Origin of the sequence: Paenibacillus sp. URB8-2 (genome assembly GCF_013393385.1) — a bacterium.
GTDB lineage: Bacteria > Bacillota > Bacilli > Paenibacillales > Paenibacillaceae > Paenibacillus_AQ.
Window position 1 is genome coordinate 1,560,565 of the sequence record NZ_AP023239.1, and the last position, 15,494, is coordinate 1,576,058.

Annotated in this window: 16 protein-coding genes and 1 pseudogene; 14 read left to right on the forward strand and 3 right to left on the reverse strand. The window is 51.5% G+C overall.

The genetic code is table 11. From position 1 onward, the window contains the following. Positions 1–169 precede the first annotated feature (169 nt). The 3 genes from PUR_RS07375 to PUR_RS07385 form a co-directional block, all read right to left on the reverse strand. On the reverse strand, positions 170–895 hold the full coding sequence (locus PUR_RS07375) for a PspA/IM30 family protein (protein ID WP_179034679.1): 726 nt from the start codon (positions 893–895) through the stop codon (positions 170–172). Positions 896–943: 48 nt separating this feature from the next. Next, the gene (locus PUR_RS07380) at positions 944–1,162 is read right to left on the reverse strand and encodes a PspC domain-containing protein (RefSeq protein WP_124696955.1); all 219 of its coding nucleotides are present in this window, start codon (positions 1,160–1,162) and stop codon (positions 944–946) included. A 229-nt stretch (positions 1,163–1,391) separates the two neighbouring features. After that, a complete protein-coding gene (locus PUR_RS07385) occupies positions 1,392–2,387 on the reverse strand; it encodes a LacI family DNA-binding transcriptional regulator (protein WP_179034680.1) in 996 nt (331 codons plus the stop codon). A gap of 172 nt (positions 2,388–2,559) precedes the next feature. Between PUR_RS07385 and PUR_RS07390 the strand changes: the two genes are divergently transcribed. The 14 genes and pseudogenes from PUR_RS07390 to PUR_RS07455 all read left to right on the forward strand — a co-directional run bounded on the left by PUR_RS07390 (position 2,560) and on the right by PUR_RS07455 (position 15,453). Further along, complete coding sequence (locus PUR_RS07390) at positions 2,560–4,239, forward strand: glycoside hydrolase family 13 protein (protein WP_179034681.1); 1,680 nt, start codon at positions 2,560–2,562, stop codon at positions 4,237–4,239. Between the two features lie 274 nt (positions 4,240–4,513). Next, a complete protein-coding gene (locus PUR_RS07395; protein WP_179034682.1) occupies positions 4,514–5,878 on the forward strand; it encodes an ABC transporter substrate-binding protein in 1,365 nt (454 codons plus the stop codon). Positions 5,879–5,940: 62 nt separating this feature from the next. After that, entirely contained in the window at positions 5,941–6,792 is an 852-nt protein-coding gene (locus tag PUR_RS07400) for a carbohydrate ABC transporter permease (RefSeq protein ID WP_179034683.1), read from the forward strand. Between the two features lie 23 nt (positions 6,793–6,815). Next, the gene (locus tag PUR_RS07405; RefSeq protein ID WP_179034684.1) at positions 6,816–7,637 is read left to right on the forward strand and encodes a carbohydrate ABC transporter permease; all 822 of its coding nucleotides are present in this window, start codon (positions 6,816–6,818) and stop codon (positions 7,635–7,637) included. Positions 7,638–7,665: 28 nt separating this feature from the next. Then, positions 7,666–8,517, forward strand: coding sequence for a MurR/RpiR family transcriptional regulator (locus PUR_RS07410; RefSeq protein WP_179034685.1), 852 nt, complete (start codon positions 7,666–7,668; stop codon positions 8,515–8,517). A gap of 17 nt (positions 8,518–8,534) precedes the next feature. Beyond that, positions 8,535–9,242, forward strand: coding sequence for an N-acetylmannosamine-6-phosphate 2-epimerase (locus tag PUR_RS07415; RefSeq protein ID WP_179034686.1), 708 nt, complete (start codon positions 8,535–8,537; stop codon positions 9,240–9,242). Next, positions 9,223–10,137: an N-acetylglucosamine kinase gene (locus PUR_RS07420; RefSeq protein ID WP_179034687.1), complete on the forward strand. Its 915-nt coding sequence runs from the start codon at positions 9,223–9,225 to the stop codon at positions 10,135–10,137. The genes PUR_RS07415 and PUR_RS07420 overlap by 20 nt, the downstream gene beginning before the upstream one ends. A 180-nt stretch (positions 10,138–10,317) precedes the next feature. After that, positions 10,318–11,202 (forward strand): molybdate ABC transporter substrate-binding protein, encoded by an 885-nt coding sequence (gene modA, locus PUR_RS07425; protein ID WP_179034688.1) that lies wholly within the window; start codon positions 10,318–10,320, stop codon positions 11,200–11,202. 164 nt (positions 11,203–11,366) lie between these two features. Then, on the forward strand, positions 11,367–11,837 hold the full coding sequence (locus PUR_RS07430; protein WP_179034689.1) for a MarR family winged helix-turn-helix transcriptional regulator: 471 nt from the start codon (positions 11,367–11,369) through the stop codon (positions 11,835–11,837). Between the two features lie 162 nt (positions 11,838–11,999). Further along, positions 12,000–12,574, forward strand: a pseudogene (locus PUR_RS07435) (NAD(P)H-dependent oxidoreductase). Positions 12,575–12,617: 43 nt separating this feature from the next. Beyond that, on the forward strand, positions 12,618–12,998 hold the full coding sequence (locus PUR_RS07440; protein ID WP_179034690.1) for a glyoxalase/bleomycin resistance/dioxygenase family protein: 381 nt from the start codon (positions 12,618–12,620) through the stop codon (positions 12,996–12,998). Between the two features lie 126 nt (positions 12,999–13,124). Continuing rightward, on the forward strand, positions 13,125–13,916 hold the full coding sequence (locus PUR_RS07445) for a DeoR/GlpR family DNA-binding transcription regulator (RefSeq protein WP_232101754.1): 792 nt from the start codon (positions 13,125–13,127) through the stop codon (positions 13,914–13,916). 26 nt (positions 13,917–13,942) lie between these two features. Next, the gene (locus PUR_RS07450) at positions 13,943–14,764 is read left to right on the forward strand and encodes a Cof-type HAD-IIB family hydrolase (protein ID WP_179034691.1); all 822 of its coding nucleotides are present in this window, start codon (positions 13,943–13,945) and stop codon (positions 14,762–14,764) included. Positions 14,765–14,823: 59 nt separating this feature from the next. Next, on the forward strand, positions 14,824–15,453 hold the full coding sequence (locus PUR_RS07455) for a YfbR-like 5'-deoxynucleotidase (RefSeq protein WP_179034692.1): 630 nt from the start codon (positions 14,824–14,826) through the stop codon (positions 15,451–15,453). Positions 15,454–15,494: the final 41 nt, after the last annotated feature.

A 15,494-nucleotide genomic window follows, 5' to 3' on the forward strand; every position in this document is an offset into this window, starting at 1 on the left:
ATACCTCCGGGAAAAAGATTCATTACATCTTAGACGCAGCCCGGTCCAACAAGTTACAGAAACTTACAAAAAAAAGCACTCTCCCTGCCCGGCAAGGAGAGTGCCCATATAGTTCCGTAACCGCCGCCCGGTATGGGAAGGCTGTTTTTCGTCTTCGTATTATTTCGTGTTAATCCGAATCTTTATGTCCGGCGCTCTTCATCTGTCCACGCAGGCGTTCCAGCTCGGCTGCCGCCTGTTCCTTTACGCGGGCGTCGGGGCGTCCGCCTTCGGTGTCAACAGCCGGGGAAACATTCCGGACCGGGAAATCCTGTCTTGCTTCCCATTCCTGGATTTTTTCTTCCATCCGCTCGAAGCCCCGCGCTGCGGCATGAGTATTCAGGCCGGAGAAGACGGTTCGGCAGGGAGCTGGAGTGGTGCTGCTTGGAGCGGAAGTGGTGTTCCCTGGTACTTTACGGAGACGCTCGGCGCGTTCGGCAAGCTCGTCTCTTTTGGCTTTCAGCCGGCCCCGCTCTTCCTTGGCCGCGGCGATCTCATATCCCAGCCCCGCCAGAACCTGCCGGGTCTCCTCCAGACCGGCGGAGCATTCCCGCTCGCTCTCCGTATAGGCAAGCTTCGCCTCGATGGCCTGCTTGGCCTTTTCTTCGTCGCCGTTCTCCAGCGCCTTCAGGGCATCGCCTTCGCTGAGCTCCGCCAGCATCGAGTATTCTTTCAACCGGCGCTCCAGGAGCTTGGCTGCCGCCTGCAAATCGCGGCTTCTCTGCTCGGCTTCCTCGATCCGGTCATCCAGATCGCGCAAATATTGTCCAGTCATGATGACTGGGTTCTCCAGCCGGTTCAGCCCTTCATGCATGGCCGCTTTCGTTAACGTTGCAATTCTCTCCAAAATACTCATCGGTATCTCTCCCTTTTTTTGTATTTAGCATTTTACAAAGGCTCTAACTTAGTAATAATGGTGCCCGTCCATGAAGCTTTCTGTCGGTTCGCTCGGAACAATCAAGCTGGCGATCAGATAAAAAAGAATGAACGACCCGACACTGCACAAAGCGACGATTACGGCAACCAAGCGAATAAGGGTGGAGTCGATGCCCAGCCACTGAGCCAAGCCTCCGCACAAGCCGCTGAATTTCTTGTCTCTTTCGGAACGGTAAAGTTTTTTCATAATTTAATCTCTTCCCTTCGTCATATCCGTTATCTATGCTTTTATTCTAGTGGTTTCACGCACGCGGCAAAACGGGCTGGAGACGGTTTTGCGATCTCGACCTTAGACGGGGGGAGGTTCGGCAATTGGACGGGGATAACAAAAAGACTTCCGGCTGCAAGGCCGGAAGCCCCTATCTGAAACGATTGGCACAGGTATGCGGTGCATGGTACTATCCGTTCCGCATTCCTCAGTCCGTGCTTTCGCGGATCGCCAGGTAGTGGGTGACGTTGGAATGCTGCGGAATATCCGCGGCGCCTCTAATCATTTTGATGAGATTGCGGGTGGCTGTCATGCCGATTTCCGCTGCGGAATACTCCACCGTCGAAAGCTTGGGGCGGATAATCGACGACAGATAGCTGCCGTCAAAGCCGAATACGGCTACATCTTCGGGTATGCGCATGCCGTGGTCCATCAAATAATTCATCGCTCCGAGCGCCATCCAGTCCGTTGAGCAGAATACCGCGCTTGGCATGTCGCCGGTTTCCGCCAGCTTGCGCATGGCGTTCATTCCGTCTTCCACGGACAGCTCGCTCTCCACAACCCAGTCTTCCCGGATCGGAAGTCCCGCATCGCTCATCGCCTGCCGAAATCCCTGGTAGCGGTCGCTTCCAATGCCAGAATCGCCTGTTCCGCGAATCATCGCGATGCGGGTGTGCCCTTTTTGAATGAGATGGGTTACGGCTTCGTAAGAGGCGGTGACGTTATCCACATGGACGGAAGGGATGGATGGAATATTGGAGATTTGTCCGATCACTACGCAGGGGATTCGTGCCGCTTCAATGGTTTCAATATGCCTGCGTTCCAGAATGGAGCCGACAAAAATGATACCCTGCGACTGGATATCTCCAAATCTTTTTAAATGATCAAGCTCGCTTTCAAGTGTTCCGTCCGTCAGCCCGATGAGCAGCTCGTAGCCGTACAACCGGGAAACCGACCCGATGCCCGCCACCATATCATTAAGCACGGTGTGGCTGAACTGCGGCGCAATGACTCCGATTAGCTGGGAATCGGTCTTGGCACTGTCGTCTATGGAGGCGCCGGAACGGTAATTGGTCCGCTTAATCGCTTCCATTACCCGCATCCGCACATCCTCTTTGACCGGCTTGCTGTTGTTGATCACCCGGGAAACGGTAGAGATCGAAACTCCGGCCATTCTGGCGATATCGTTAATCGTTACTTTCATGAGCATCACAACTCCGAATATTAAGATGGATGAATGGGAAAATATTTTCCTAATTTGTATCATATCATGCCGAAACCCAACTGCCAATTCCACTTGACTAGGAAAAAAGAGTTGTTTTATACTCCGAATAAGGAAAAACTTTTCCTATAGAGGGTTGGAGGAGCTGACGGAAGTGGAAAGAATCTGGTGGAAAGAAGCGGTGGCCTATCAAATATACCCCCGGAGCTTTATGGACGGCAACGGAGATGGAGTCGGCGATTTGCGGGGAGTTATCGGCAAGCTGGATTATCTGAAAAACTTAGGGATCGACGTGATCTGGATCTGCCCGATCTACAAGTCGCCCAATGACGATAACGGGTACGATATTTCGGATTATCATGACATTATGGACGAGTTCGGCACGATGGAGGATTTCGATGAGCTGCTGGAAGAGGTTCACCGCAGAGAGATGAAGCTTATCATGGATTTGGTCATCAACCACACCTCGGACGAGCATCCGTGGTTCATTGAATCCCGGTCCAGCAAAGACAATCCGAAACGGAACTACTATATATGGGCCGATCCGAAAGACGGTGCGGAGCCGAACAACTGGGACAGCATCTTCGGCGGGTCCATCTGGGAGTATGACATAATTACGGAGCAGTATTTCATGCATGTATTCTCCAAAAGACAGCCGGATCTCAACTGGGAGAATCCCGATGTGCGCCAGGATTTGTACGAAATGGTCAACTGGTGGCTGGATAAAGGCATCGACGGCTTCCGTATCGACGCCATCTCGCATATCAAGAAGCTGGCCGGATTTCCCGACCTGCCGAACCCGGAAGGCTTGCGCTATGTGAGCGCCTTTGCCGGACATATGAATCGCGAAGGGATTCACGATTTTCTGCTGGAATTGAAAGAGGAAACGTTCGACAAGTACGACATCATGACTGTCGGCGAAGCGAGCGGGGTCACGGCGGGGGACGCGGATCTGTGGGTCAGCAAGGAAAAAGGCAAGTTCAACATGGTGTTTCAGTTCAATCATATGCATCTTTGGGATAAAAGCCTGGAGAGCGGGTTCGACCTGGTCACCTTCAAGAAGGTGCTTACCGAGTGGCAGAAAGCGCTCGAAGGCACCGGCTGGAACGCCCTTTTCATGGAGAACCACGATAAGCCCCGCTCGGTCTCCACTTATGGCGATGATGGACCGCTGCGGGTGCAGTCGGCCAAGGCGCTGGCGACGATGTATTTCCTGATGCAGGGCACTCCCTTCATCTATCAAGGCCAGGAAATCGGTATGACGAACGTGCAATTTCAGTCGATCGACGATTATGACGATGTGCATATGAAGAATTGGTACCGGCTAGAAAGAGAAGAAGGTAAGGAACATGAAGATCTGATGCCCGTGATCTGGACCAACGGCCGGGATAACTCCCGAACGCCGATGCAGTGGAATGCCGGGGAGCAGGCGGGATTTACGGAGGGGACGCCATGGATGAAGGTGAACCCGAATTACAAGGAAATCAATGTGGAAAGCGAACTTGCGAATCCCGATTCAATCTACCATTATTACAAGAAGATGATCCATCTACGCAAAAGCAACCCGGTCGCCGTCTACGGCGTCTATGATCTGATCCTGCCAAAGAACAAGCAAATATACGCATATACCCGAACGCTTGAGGATGACCAGTTGCTGATTATCACCAACCTGTTCGCGGAAGAGGCGCTGTTCCACCTGCCTAAAGGCATTCGTTACAGCTCCACCGAGCTGCTCCTGTCGAACTATGAGGCTCCTGTATGCGGCAGCATCCGGACGATCCACCTGAAGCCGTACGAGGCCAGAGTGTACCGGCTTCATGGTAAGACTTTGTAAGCAGCGCCGCGATTTAAGGATGGATAAAGAAGCGAGGAAGAGGGACGGAGAGATCCGTTCCTCTTTTTTTGCTGCCGTAGAATGAGCCTTAGGACCTTACCTTAATGTGATTATATATGACACGTAAATCCTTGGAAACCATGCTATTTTCATTAAAAAGGAGTAGAATTCAATTGAATAAAAGAGTAATCCTCCATTTTGTAAATAAAAAAAGTGTTTACTTTTATTTTGCGATAGAATATTATAAGAACAAGCTTATCAAGGGGGGATTTGGATGAAAGGTTTATTAACTCGTTGTGTTACTTTGGCATTGTCTTTGACCGTCATTTTGGCGGGCTGCGGCTCGAAACAGGACAGCTCGACCAATGCGGGCGGCGCTTCCGGCGGAAGCGGACAATCGGGAACATCCAAGGTGTCCATGGTGTACTGGCCGGGACCGGAGAGCGACGCCATGCAGAAAGTGGTGGATGCCTATAACAGCGGGCAGGGCAAGACCGACGGCGTGAATGTCGAAATGGTGCTGCTGAGCCGTGACGGAACTTACGAGAAGGAAGCGGCCATGATGAGCTCCAAATCGGATGAAGTGGATATGTACTTTACCGCAAGCTATATCATTGGCCAGCATGCGCCAAGTCTGGATGCCCTGGACGGCAAGGTGAATACTGACGGTTATTTGAAATCCTCGGTCGACTCCCTGCGAATGAATAACGAGACCCTGGCGATCCCGATGGATGTCAGCAATCATTTCCTGCTGTACCGCCAGGATCTGATCGATAAATTGCTGAGCGATTCCGCTTGGAAGAGCAAATATGGCGAAGTCAGCCAAAAGGTGCTGGGCCAAACCCTTGAGCCCAAAGATCCCAAGGACTGGACATGGGATGACTTTATTGCGGCTGCGGCGTTCTTCAGCCAGGAGTACAATCCGGATTCCCCGACGAAATACGGAACCGCGCTTCAAATGAAGAACCTGATTTTCAACGTGATGATTTGGGACGACTTCCTGTGGTCGAGCGGCGGTTCCTGGCTTGACGAGAGCGGCAAGCCGCAGCTCAATTCGGACGCGGCCAAGAAAGCGATGGGTATCTACTCGACGATTTATAACGGTAAAATGACGTCCCCGAACTCGACCGTTGCGGAATATCCTGAAACCCAGGCGGCTCTGCAATCCGGCAACGCGGCTTTTGCCGTTCAATGGGGAGCGGCGTATGACGAATTGAACGATCCGGCACGTTCTCCCAATATTGCGGGCAAAATTGCGGTCGCGCCGATTCCGGGTGAACACAAGACACATGTTCACGCACTCGGGGTGGGACTGAACAAATACGCCAAGAACAAGGAAGCAGCACTGAAATGGATGAATTATTTGACGACGAAGGACGCCATGCAGATCTATGCCGATGGAGGAGGGATTCCTCCGATTGCGGAAGTGCTGAACGGTCTGGGCGAGAAGAAGCCGGTACTGCCGCTCATCGCGGAGCATGTGGATAAATACGGTTATTCCACACCGATTATTGCCGAAACCCAGCCAATCATGCTGAAGCTGGCCGAAGATTTGAGTGGAGCCTGGGCAGGAAAGGACGACATCGGTAAGGCGCTGGAGAAAGCGCAGAGCGATGTAAGCGAGACTTTGTCCAAGTAAGCTGCTGCCGGTAAAGGGGGGGGTTCTCCCCTTCACCCTATTTTTTAAGAAGAGGTGTTGAGATGGTCTATTCGGATAAGGCAGCAAAGTGGGTCCTGTCGTTTCCCCTGCTGTTATTCTGGGTTGTCATGGTTGTATTCCCGGCGGGATATGCGATTTACTTAAGTCTTCACGATGTATCCATGGGCCAGGGGATGTCCTCTTTTTCCGGGTTCGGCAATTATCTGGAAATTTTGCGGGATGCCGACTTTTGGCACTCCATCGGCTTTACTCTTGAGTTTGCTCTGATCACCACGGTTCTTGAGCTTGTTTTCGGATTTTTGCTCGCGCTGCTGTTTAACCGGTCGTTTCCCGGGAAGCGTCCGCTTCTGAGCATGGTGCTGCTGCCGATTATGGTCGCGCCCTCGCTGATGGGCATCATGTTCCGCCTGATTCTGAATGAGAACAACGGCGTCGCCACCTATTTTTTATCCCTGCTGCATATCCAGGTTAACCTGTTCGATCCCGATCTTGTTGTGCCGCTGATGATCGTTCTGGACATTATGCAGTGGGTCCCGTTTACGTTTCTGATCATCTATTCCGGGCTGCAGGGTGTCGATCCGGGACTCTATGAGGCGGCCTCGGTGGACGGTGCTTCATACTGGAGAACCGTTTTGCAGATCATTCTTCCCGTTATTGCTCCTATCTTTTTTATCGCGGCGTTTCTGCGGGGAATCGATGCGTTCCGCACGTTCGACGTCATTTATGTCCTGACGAACGGCGGTCCCGGCAATGTCACGAAGACGGCGAGCATCTACATCTATGAAGCGGCGTTCAAATCCGGCCAAATCGGGCAGGCGGCCTCAGCCTCCGTCATTGTCGCCGTATTCCTGCTGCTGCTCATTCCGTTCTTCGTGAAGAGATTATCCAAATAAAGCACAAGGAGGGCCATCCTCTCATGAAAGCAAGAAAGCCGTGGATTACAACGGTCGCCGTCAGTGTAATCGCCGTGTTCCTGCTGCTCCCTTTGCTCAACACGCTGCTGACCAGCTTGAAAACGACGGGCGACATCAATTCTTTCCCTCCGAAGTTTACGTTCGCTCCGACGCTGGAGCATTACCGAAATGTGATGTTCGCGGCGGGGTATGATTTTACAAGCTATTTTAAGAACAGCATCCTGCTGTCCGTGTTCACCAGTCTTTTTGTGATCGTGATCGCGCTGCCGTCTGCCTATTCCGTTATCAGGCTGGGCTTCAGTTCCGGAAGGCTTCTGACCCTTTCCATGGCGCTGAGACTGTTTCCGCCCATTGTATTTGCCATTCCCTACTATTTAATGTTTCAATATTTGGGACTGCTGGATACGGTCACCGGTTTGATCCTCATTAATATTTTCCTGAATATTCCGCTTGGGCTGATTTTAATGGTAGGATTTTTGCAGGAGCTGCCCTATGAGATTGAAGAATCTGCCAAAATCGACGGGTGCAACGTGTACCAGATTCTGTGGAAGATTATTCTTCCGCTGATGGCGCCGGGCATCGCCTCCGTGGCCATACTTGCGTTCATTTTTTCATGGAACGATTATTTATTTGCCGTTATTATATCTCTTAACAAGGCTACTCCCGTTACCCTGGGTTCGACGATGTTCATAACGAGCTGGGGAATTAAATGGGGAGATATTTCAGCCGCTACCGTATTATCGATACTGCCGCCGCTTCTGTTCACCTTTTTCGCCCAGCGTTATCTGGTCAGCGGATTGTCCATGGGTGCGGTTAAGGGCTGAACAGGTGCAATGAGGAGGAACTGCCGGGATGGAAAAAATAATTATACCCACCGGAAATGTAATCGCGTTTATCCGAAGCATTTATCCGACGCTGACTAAGGCCGAGAAGAAAGTGGCCGACGTCGTTCTCAGCGAAGTCAAAAATATTATCTTCGATTCGCTAACCGATCTCGCGGAAAAAGCGGAGGTTGGGGAAACATCGGTGCTCCGGTTCTGCCGGCATATCGGGTACAAGGGATTCCAGGAGTTTAAACTGGCCCTTGCCCAGGAACTGGATTCTGGCCATGATCAGCAAAAAGATCCCATCGGAGATGGCATTACCGAACAGGTCAGACAAAAAAATCTTCATATTATCAATGAAACGACCTCCCTTCTGAAAGAAGAGCAGATCCGGGAGGCGGTGAATATGCTGCTCCGCGCTAAGCAAATTGTGTTTTTCGGCGTGGGCTCTTCGGGATTTACGGCGGAAATCGCCAAATACCGGTTTATCCGCACGGGTCTGCCTGTCGAAGCAGTGACGGATGGGCATCTCGGACCCGTAAAGGCCACCTTGATGACGGAAAGCGATGTCGCCGTATTGCTGTCGGTATCGGGGAGCACGGTGGATATGGTGGACATAGCCCGCATTGCCAAAGAGGAAGGCAAGGCCGGAGTCGTGTGCATCACGAGCCACATCAAATCGCCGGTCACCAAATACGCCGATGTCGTTCTGCTCAGTTCGTCACGGGAGAAGCCGACGGAAGGCAGCGCCTTTACGTCAACGATTCCGCAGCTTTATATTCTGGATATTATTTTTGCGCATGTGATGCAGGAGCTTGGCGAGACCGCTGTGGGAACGATCCAAAAAACGGCAAAGGCCACCAGTAAAAACTTATACTAAAAGGAGTGGCAAAATCAATGGACAACAGCATGAAGCACGGACTCGTCGTATCCTGCCAGGCACATTTTGACCATCCGTTAAATCACCCGCTTCACATCGCGGCTTTGGCTAAATGCGCCGAGCTGGGGGGGGCGGTCGGAATCCGGGCGGATAGCCCCGAGCATATCAGAGAAATTAAGAAGAATGTAAACGTTCCCGTTATCGGGATCAATAAAGTGCTTCAACACGGCCATCGTTTCTTTATTACGCCAACATTCGAACACGCCAAGGACATCGTGGAAGCTGGAGCGGATATTGTTGCGCTGGAAGCGACCTTTCAGAATCAACCGGACAAGGAAGCGCTGAAAGAACTGATCCGGGAGATCAGAGAAGAGCTGAATACGCCGGTCATGGCGGACGTTTCCACATACGAGGAAGGCGTCCGGGCCTGGGAGCTTGGGGCTGATTATGTAGGAACCACGCTATCCGGATATACGGATATCAGCATGGACCGGCTGACGCCGGATATCGAGCTGGTCAAGGCGCTGGCCGATGCCGGCATACGGACGATTTGCGAAGGACATGTCTCCTCGCCGGAGCAGGCCCTCGCGGCCGTGGAAGCCGGCGCATACTTCGTCGTTGTCGGAACGGCGATCACCGATACGGTAGCCATTACCAAAGGGTATACGGGATTATTGCAAAATCACGGCACAGGAAGTGATCGCGATGCTGATTGTCTGCGTTGACGGAGGCCAGACGAAGACCTCGATTGACCTGTTCGACGGGAACGGCGGGCTAATCCGGAACTGGAAGACCGAGCCGGTTATCCACTATGCCCGGCCCGGAGGCTTGGACAGCTACTGCCGTATTGCTGCGGGGCTGTGCGAAGAACTGAACGGGATGAAGCTGGTCGAACCGGTCTCTGTATGCTTCAGCCTTAGCGGCTATCACGGAGATGTGTCCATCATTCCAAAGACGATTGAACGCGGGATGAGCGGCCGGAGCTTTACCATGGCCGGGCTGCTGGTGGTGCCCGACTACTTGGGTAACTGGCGGGCCGTAACGGACGGCAAGCCGGGGATCGTCGTCATCAGCGGCGGCGGCACGGTTGCTTATGGGAAGAATGCGGCGGGAAGCTCGGCGCGTCTTGGCGGCTGGGGACATCATCTGGGAGACGAGGGCAGCGGCTACTGGATCGGCCTGGAAGCCGTCAAGGAAGTTCTTAAAGCGCGGTCCGGCATTTCAGCCGCAACGGCTTTGGAACTACTGGTCGCCTCAGTGCTGGATTTTAAAGAGGAAAGCGGGCTTCTGGCCGGATTCTACTCTGGAGAAATAACCGACAAGGATCTCGCCCTGCTCGTTCCGGCGGTGAATGAACTGGCCGAGCGGGGAGACCCCGCCGCGTGCCGGATAATGGAAGAGGCGGCAGGGCATCTGTTCCGGCTGACCTTTGCGGCGCTGGGGCGGCTCGGCGGTGAACTTCCCATCTATTTGTCCGGCGGTGTATTCAACGCTTCGGCGCTCCGGCGGAATCTGAGCTCTCTCTTTGAAATGGCCGGAATTTCCCGGCTTGTGTCTATTTGCGAGGGAAATCCCGCACACGGCATTTACTGCCTGGCAAGGGAAAATGCCGCTTTATGAGCCAACTGAAGCATAGCTATTCGTTATTGCAATATACAAGGGAGGGCTGATAATGGCCTTCCTTTTTGCAGTTGAGGTACGGGAAGGAGCGGCCTCCGTTCATTTTTGACTCTTCCAGCAAGCTTCCGTTTCGTTGTATACTTGACCAAAGTTATTTTGACCTCGGAAGGATGAAGCAGGATGGCCGTCAAGTGTAAGCCCCGTTGGATCGTCTATGTGTTACTGTTGTCCCTGTGTCTGCTCGTTATCGCTGGCTGTGCCAGGAATTCGCCGCAGGGCAACGCTTACGCAACCTCAAGTCCCGCAGCCGCTTCATCGAATTCGGCATCTGCATCTCCAGGCGAGCCGGCAGATTCCGCGGCCGAACAGACGGAGCTGCTGGTATCGGCGGCTGAAAGCTTGAGCGATGCTTTAAAAGAACTGGTTCCGAAATTTCAGGCTGCGCATCCCGATATTGCCGTGCGTCTGAACCTGGCGTCTTCGGGCTCGCTTCAGCAGCAGATCGAGCAGGGCGCTCCCGCAGACCTGTTCATCTCAGCGGGTGCCAAACAGATGAACGCCCTTGCGGACAAGCAGCTGACGAATCCCGGCCTGACCAGGACCCTGCTCACGAATGACCTGGTGCTGGTCGTTCCCGCCGACTCGGCGGCGTCGGCTGTTACCGCCGAAGATTTAACCGGCTCCGGCTTCGCGAAGATTGCGGTCGGACAACCCGAATCGGTACCGGCCGGCATGTACGCGCAGCAATTTCTTCAACATGCGGGCCTCTGGGACACGCTGCTGCCCAAAATCGTCTTTGCCAAGGATGTCCGTCAGGTTCTGACCTACGTGGCGTCAGGCAATGTGGAAGCGGGCCTGGTGTATGGCAGCGACGCGGCCGGGGAGCCAAAGGTGAAGGTCGCCATGCAGGTCGACCCTTCCGCTCACGATCCGATTGATTATCCGGCGGCGGTTCTGGCGGAAAGCGCGCATCCGGAGCAAGCGGAAGTCTTCTACGATTACTTGTTTACACAGGAGGCCGGAGAGGTGTTCGTCAAATACGGTTTCAAGCTGGCCGGAAAGTAAAACTTTATTTTCCGCATGATCCGTTCCCTTATAAGGCGATCTGTTTTCGGTGCATCCGGGCAGGTCGCTTTTTTACACTTGATATTAGATGATACATCATCTATAATGAAATCAAATGATACATCATCTAGTTCTACAAATAATTGATCAAAGGTGATTTTTAGATGGATAGGAATAAGTATTCCAAAGCTGAGACCTTTCGCTACGAAATACTGGCCGTACAGCGGCAGGGAAACAGGCTGCTCAATAACTTACTGAAGGAAATCGGGTTAACCGCTTCGCAAGCAGAAGTTCTACGAATATTGGATGAGTGGAAGACCCTTTCTCTGAAAGATCTTGGGCATTTATTGATCTGTGAGTCCGGCAGTCCTTCACGGCTTCTGGAACGAATGTGTGCGGACGGTCTTGTTGAAAAAGTAGTTGATCCGAAAGATTCGCGGTATGTAATCCTTCAACTCACAACTCAGGGATTGGAGAAAGCCAAACTAGTCGATGGCATCGAGCAGGGGCTATACGAACAACTCATGCAGCTCTATTCCGAAGAGGAGCTTGAGACCATTAATTCTTTGTTGTTTCGTTTTTTAAAGGGGCAGTCTTTGGCGGACACTCTCAAAAGACGCGGGTACGAGCCTTAATCGCTGACATTGTGCCGGAAGAATCTGCGAGAAACGGTACCTAAAAGCGATACTCGTATCGCTACTTCGGAAGCTTAAGCTGCTAATAGAATGGGGCAGACGTTTCTTTTTACCCTATTAAATGACATGTCATTTATTTTCTAATGCGAAGGAGAGTTTTAAATGAACGTACTGATCATCTATGCGCACCCAATCCGGCAAGCTTCAATCACGCCACCCTGGAAAAAGTAAAGCAAGGACTAAAAGAGAAAGGCCATACATTCACTATTATTGATTTGTATCAAGAACAATTTAATCCCGTCCTGAAGTTCGACGAGACCTCCAAGAGAAGAGATTTAAAGAACGATCCCGAGACGGAACGTTATCGTACTCTTGTGAAACAAGCAGATCATTTTATCTTTGTATACCCTGTCTGGTGGTATGGTACACCTGCGATCTTAAAAGGTTTTTTTGACAGAGTGTTCGTATCCGGCTTTGCCTACATATATGAAGGATTGATGCCTAAGGGATTGTTGGCGGGAAAATCTGCATGGGTTATTTATACGATCGACTCCCCTTCCTGGTTTGTGAGGCTTTTAAGAGGAAGCACCGAATGGAAAGTAATCAAGACTTCCATCCTGAAGTTTTGCGGCATTCGTTCTGTGAAGAGAATGATGTTTGCGGGAATGAAGGGCAGCAGTATCCAGCGAAGAGAAAAGTGGCTGCAATATGTCTACCATCAAGCGCGTCAACTTTAAGATTAGTAGATACCTAAAATAATAAAAGAAAGCGGTGTTGTTCATGAAGGTGTTAGATACATTAATTCGAGTATTTGTTGAAAGAGATGCCCTGGATCAAACCATTCACTTCTATGAAGATTTGTATCAGGAAAAGTGTAAAGCTCGCGTGTTTTATGAGGAATTAAACTTAGAACTGGCGATGATTGCCCGTACGGTCATTATTGCAGGAGATGCGGAGTCCAGACGGCTATATGAGTCTGCAAGTGCAACCTTTTTAGTTGATTCAATCCAGGAAGCGGCCGTTTATTTGCAGCAGCATGGAGCAGTCTGTTTAACGGAAGCGAAGCGGACCCCGAGAAGCTGGATTATGCTTGTCAAACACCCGGACGGCTTGATTGCGGAATATGTGGAACTCGTTCCGGAGCAACCTTCATATACCTAAGATCATTATACAGGGGCTTCCCCGCTCCCCTTTTTAAGCGATTTGTTCCGGTGCATCCGGGCAGATCGCTTTTTCATTTAAAAAAATACTTAAAAACACTTAACAAATCGCTTAATAATGCTTATAATGGTGAGGAGAGGGGAGGAGTTTTCCATTTACCAGGAGGAACGCCTGCTGAAAATTTTGGATCAACTGAAGACCCATGCCCAATTGTCCAATGCGGACGTTTGCGAGCTGCTGGACATCTCCAGAGATACGGCGAGAAGAGACATTATCAAGCTGGTGGAGGAAGGCGCTGCCATCCGGACGCATGGCGGAATCGCTTTGCCATTTTTCAAAGAAGAAATTAAAGCCTACAAGGATCGTGCGGCCTCCGCTTCCACAGAGAAGCTTCGAATTGCCCAGACGGCTAACGGCTACATCGCCAAAGGGGAGGTCTGCTTCATGGATGTCTCCACCACGGTCCGGGAGCTGTGCGCGCAGGTTCGGGAAAAGATCACGGTGTATACCCACTCGCTGGATAACGCGGAGGTTCTGGCGGGCAAAACGGACGTCGATCTTCAACTGCTCGGAGGAAAGTTTAACCATGACAACCGGTTTTTTTACGACGAGACTCAAGCATTGCAGTTGAACGAGATTTACTTTGACAAGGTCTTTTTGGGGGCGGCGGCGATTATGGAGGACGGGATATATTTTGCGAACCGGGAAGACGCGCTGGTCAAAAAGCTTGTAGCGGGGCGCGCCGGGAAAGTGTTTGTGCTGGCGGACAACCAAAAATTTAATCTTACCGCTTCATTCAGGGGCATGGAATTCTCGGACATCAATATGTTGATCACCGACGAGAATCCGCCGGAGAAGCTGCTGCCTGTCATGCGCGAAAGCGGGATCGAGATCATCCAGACGGCCAGGGAAGAGTAACCAAAATTGTCAAGGAGCGATGTGCCATGATCAAAGCTATTTTCAGCGATATTGACGGAACCCTGCTGAATTCGCGGCACCAGATTACGCCGGACACCAAAACCGTTATACAGGAGGTGAAGCAACGGGATATTCCGTTTGTCCTCGTTTCGGCCCGGATGCCGAGCGGTATTCTTTCCCTGCAGCAGGAGCTTGAAATCAATGAGCCCGTCATTTGTTACAGCGGCGCTCTCGTTCTCGGAGGAAGCGATGCCCATGGCGGCAGAGAAACCCTTCACAGCATCGGACTGAACAATAACAGCGTAAGAGCCATGCTTCACATCGTGGGTACGGGCTTTCCGGGCATCAGCATCAGTCTGTACAGCTACGACCATTGGATCGTCGGCGACCGCTTCGACCCGTGGGTTATTCAGGAGCAGGAGATTATTAAGGTCGATCCGATAGAGCGCGAGCTGTCTGCTTATATTGAAGAAGATCATGAGATTCACAAAATATTATGTATGGGAAGTCCGGAGGAGATTAACCGGCTGGAGCGAACCCTGCAAAGTGTGATTCCGGGCATCAGCATTTACAAATCCAAAGATACCTACCTGGAAATCATGGACGAAATGGTGTCCAAATCATATGCGATCCGTGAGCTGGAAGAGGTGTTTCATATCTCCAACCGGGAATTGATGGCGATCGGAGACAATTATAACGACATTGACATGATCCTCTACGCGGGAGTGGGAATTGCAATGGGGAACGCGCCGGAGGAAGTAAAACGGATTGCCGACAAGGTCACTTTAAGCAATGACGAAGACGGTTTAAAGGATGGCATTGAGAGATTTGTTTTAATACGCCCTTAACATAAGTTTTTTATAGTAGAAACAAGACCTTCTATGAAAAAATAAGGGTGGCTGAACCTATGGGTATTCATGCATATTTCCGGTCTCTGGGCGGGCTTGAACGGATTATCCGCTGTCCGGGGAAGTTCAAATTCGAGGAACACAGTGTGGCGGCCCACTCGTGGAAGGTGGTGCAGTACGCCAAGACACTGGCAGATATCGAGGAGCAGCACGGCGTGAAGATCGACTGGAAGAAGCTTTACGAGATTACGAGCAGCCATGATTATGGCGAAATCTTTATTGGCGACATCAAAACGCCGGTTAAGCATTCCTCCCCGCAGCTTCGGACGCTGATTCAGCAGGTGGAGGAGGGGATGGTACATCATTTTATCGAAGAACACATCCCGTCCGAATTCAAAAGCATCTTCTACAACCAGCTGCGTGAGGGCAAGGACGAGTCGGTGGAAGGGCGCATTCTTGAAGTCGCCGACAAGCTGGACCAGGTGTACGAGGCGTTCGCCGAGCTGCAAAAGGGCAATACGGAGAAGGAATTTATTACGATGTACCGCAGCGCCTTGATGAAGATCAAGGACATCCCGCTGCACTGTGTCGGCTATTTTCTCGAACGCATCCTGCCGGATCTTGTAAATGAAGAAACCATTTCCCCTGTAGACATCAGACGGATAACGGAAGAAGCTTTGGCAAATTAATAAAATGGGCCATGAGCGGCATCGCGCGCAGTGGCAGACAA

Coding starts and splice junctions, on each gene's coding strand:
- PUR_RS07375 (WP_179034679.1), bottom strand. CDS start 895: ATGAGTATTTTGGAGAGAATTGCAACGTTAACGAAAGCGGCCATGCAT.
- PUR_RS07380 (WP_124696955.1), bottom strand. CDS start 1,162: ATGAAAAAACTTTACCGTTCCGAAAGAGACAAGAAATTCAGCGGCTTG.
- PUR_RS07385 (WP_179034680.1), bottom strand. CDS start 2,387: ATGAAAGTAACGATTAACGATATCGCCAGAATGGCCGGAGTTTCGATC.
- PUR_RS07395 (WP_179034682.1), top strand. CDS start 4,514: ATGAAAGGTTTATTAACTCGTTGTGTTACTTTGGCATTGTCTTTGACC.
- PUR_RS07400 (WP_179034683.1), top strand. CDS start 5,941: ATGGTCTATTCGGATAAGGCAGCAAAGTGGGTCCTGTCGTTTCCCCTG.
- PUR_RS07405 (WP_179034684.1), top strand. CDS start 6,816: ATGAAAGCAAGAAAGCCGTGGATTACAACGGTCGCCGTCAGTGTAATC.
- PUR_RS07410 (WP_179034685.1), top strand. CDS start 7,666: ATGGAAAAAATAATTATACCCACCGGAAATGTAATCGCGTTTATCCGA.
- PUR_RS07415 (WP_179034686.1), top strand. CDS start 8,535: ATGGACAACAGCATGAAGCACGGACTCGTCGTATCCTGCCAGGCACAT.
- PUR_RS07420 (WP_179034687.1), top strand. CDS start 9,223: ATGCTGATTGTCTGCGTTGACGGAGGCCAGACGAAGACCTCGATTGAC.
- modA (WP_179034688.1), top strand. CDS start 10,318: ATGGCCGTCAAGTGTAAGCCCCGTTGGATCGTCTATGTGTTACTGTTG.
- PUR_RS07430 (WP_179034689.1), top strand. CDS start 11,367: ATGGATAGGAATAAGTATTCCAAAGCTGAGACCTTTCGCTACGAAATA.
- PUR_RS07440 (WP_179034690.1), top strand. CDS start 12,618: ATGAAGGTGTTAGATACATTAATTCGAGTATTTGTTGAAAGAGATGCC.
- PUR_RS07445 (WP_232101754.1), top strand. CDS start 13,125: ATGGTGAGGAGAGGGGAGGAGTTTTCCATTTACCAGGAGGAACGCCTG.
- PUR_RS07450 (WP_179034691.1), top strand. CDS start 13,943: ATGATCAAAGCTATTTTCAGCGATATTGACGGAACCCTGCTGAATTCG.
- PUR_RS07455 (WP_179034692.1), top strand. CDS start 14,824: ATGGGTATTCATGCATATTTCCGGTCTCTGGGCGGGCTTGAACGGATT.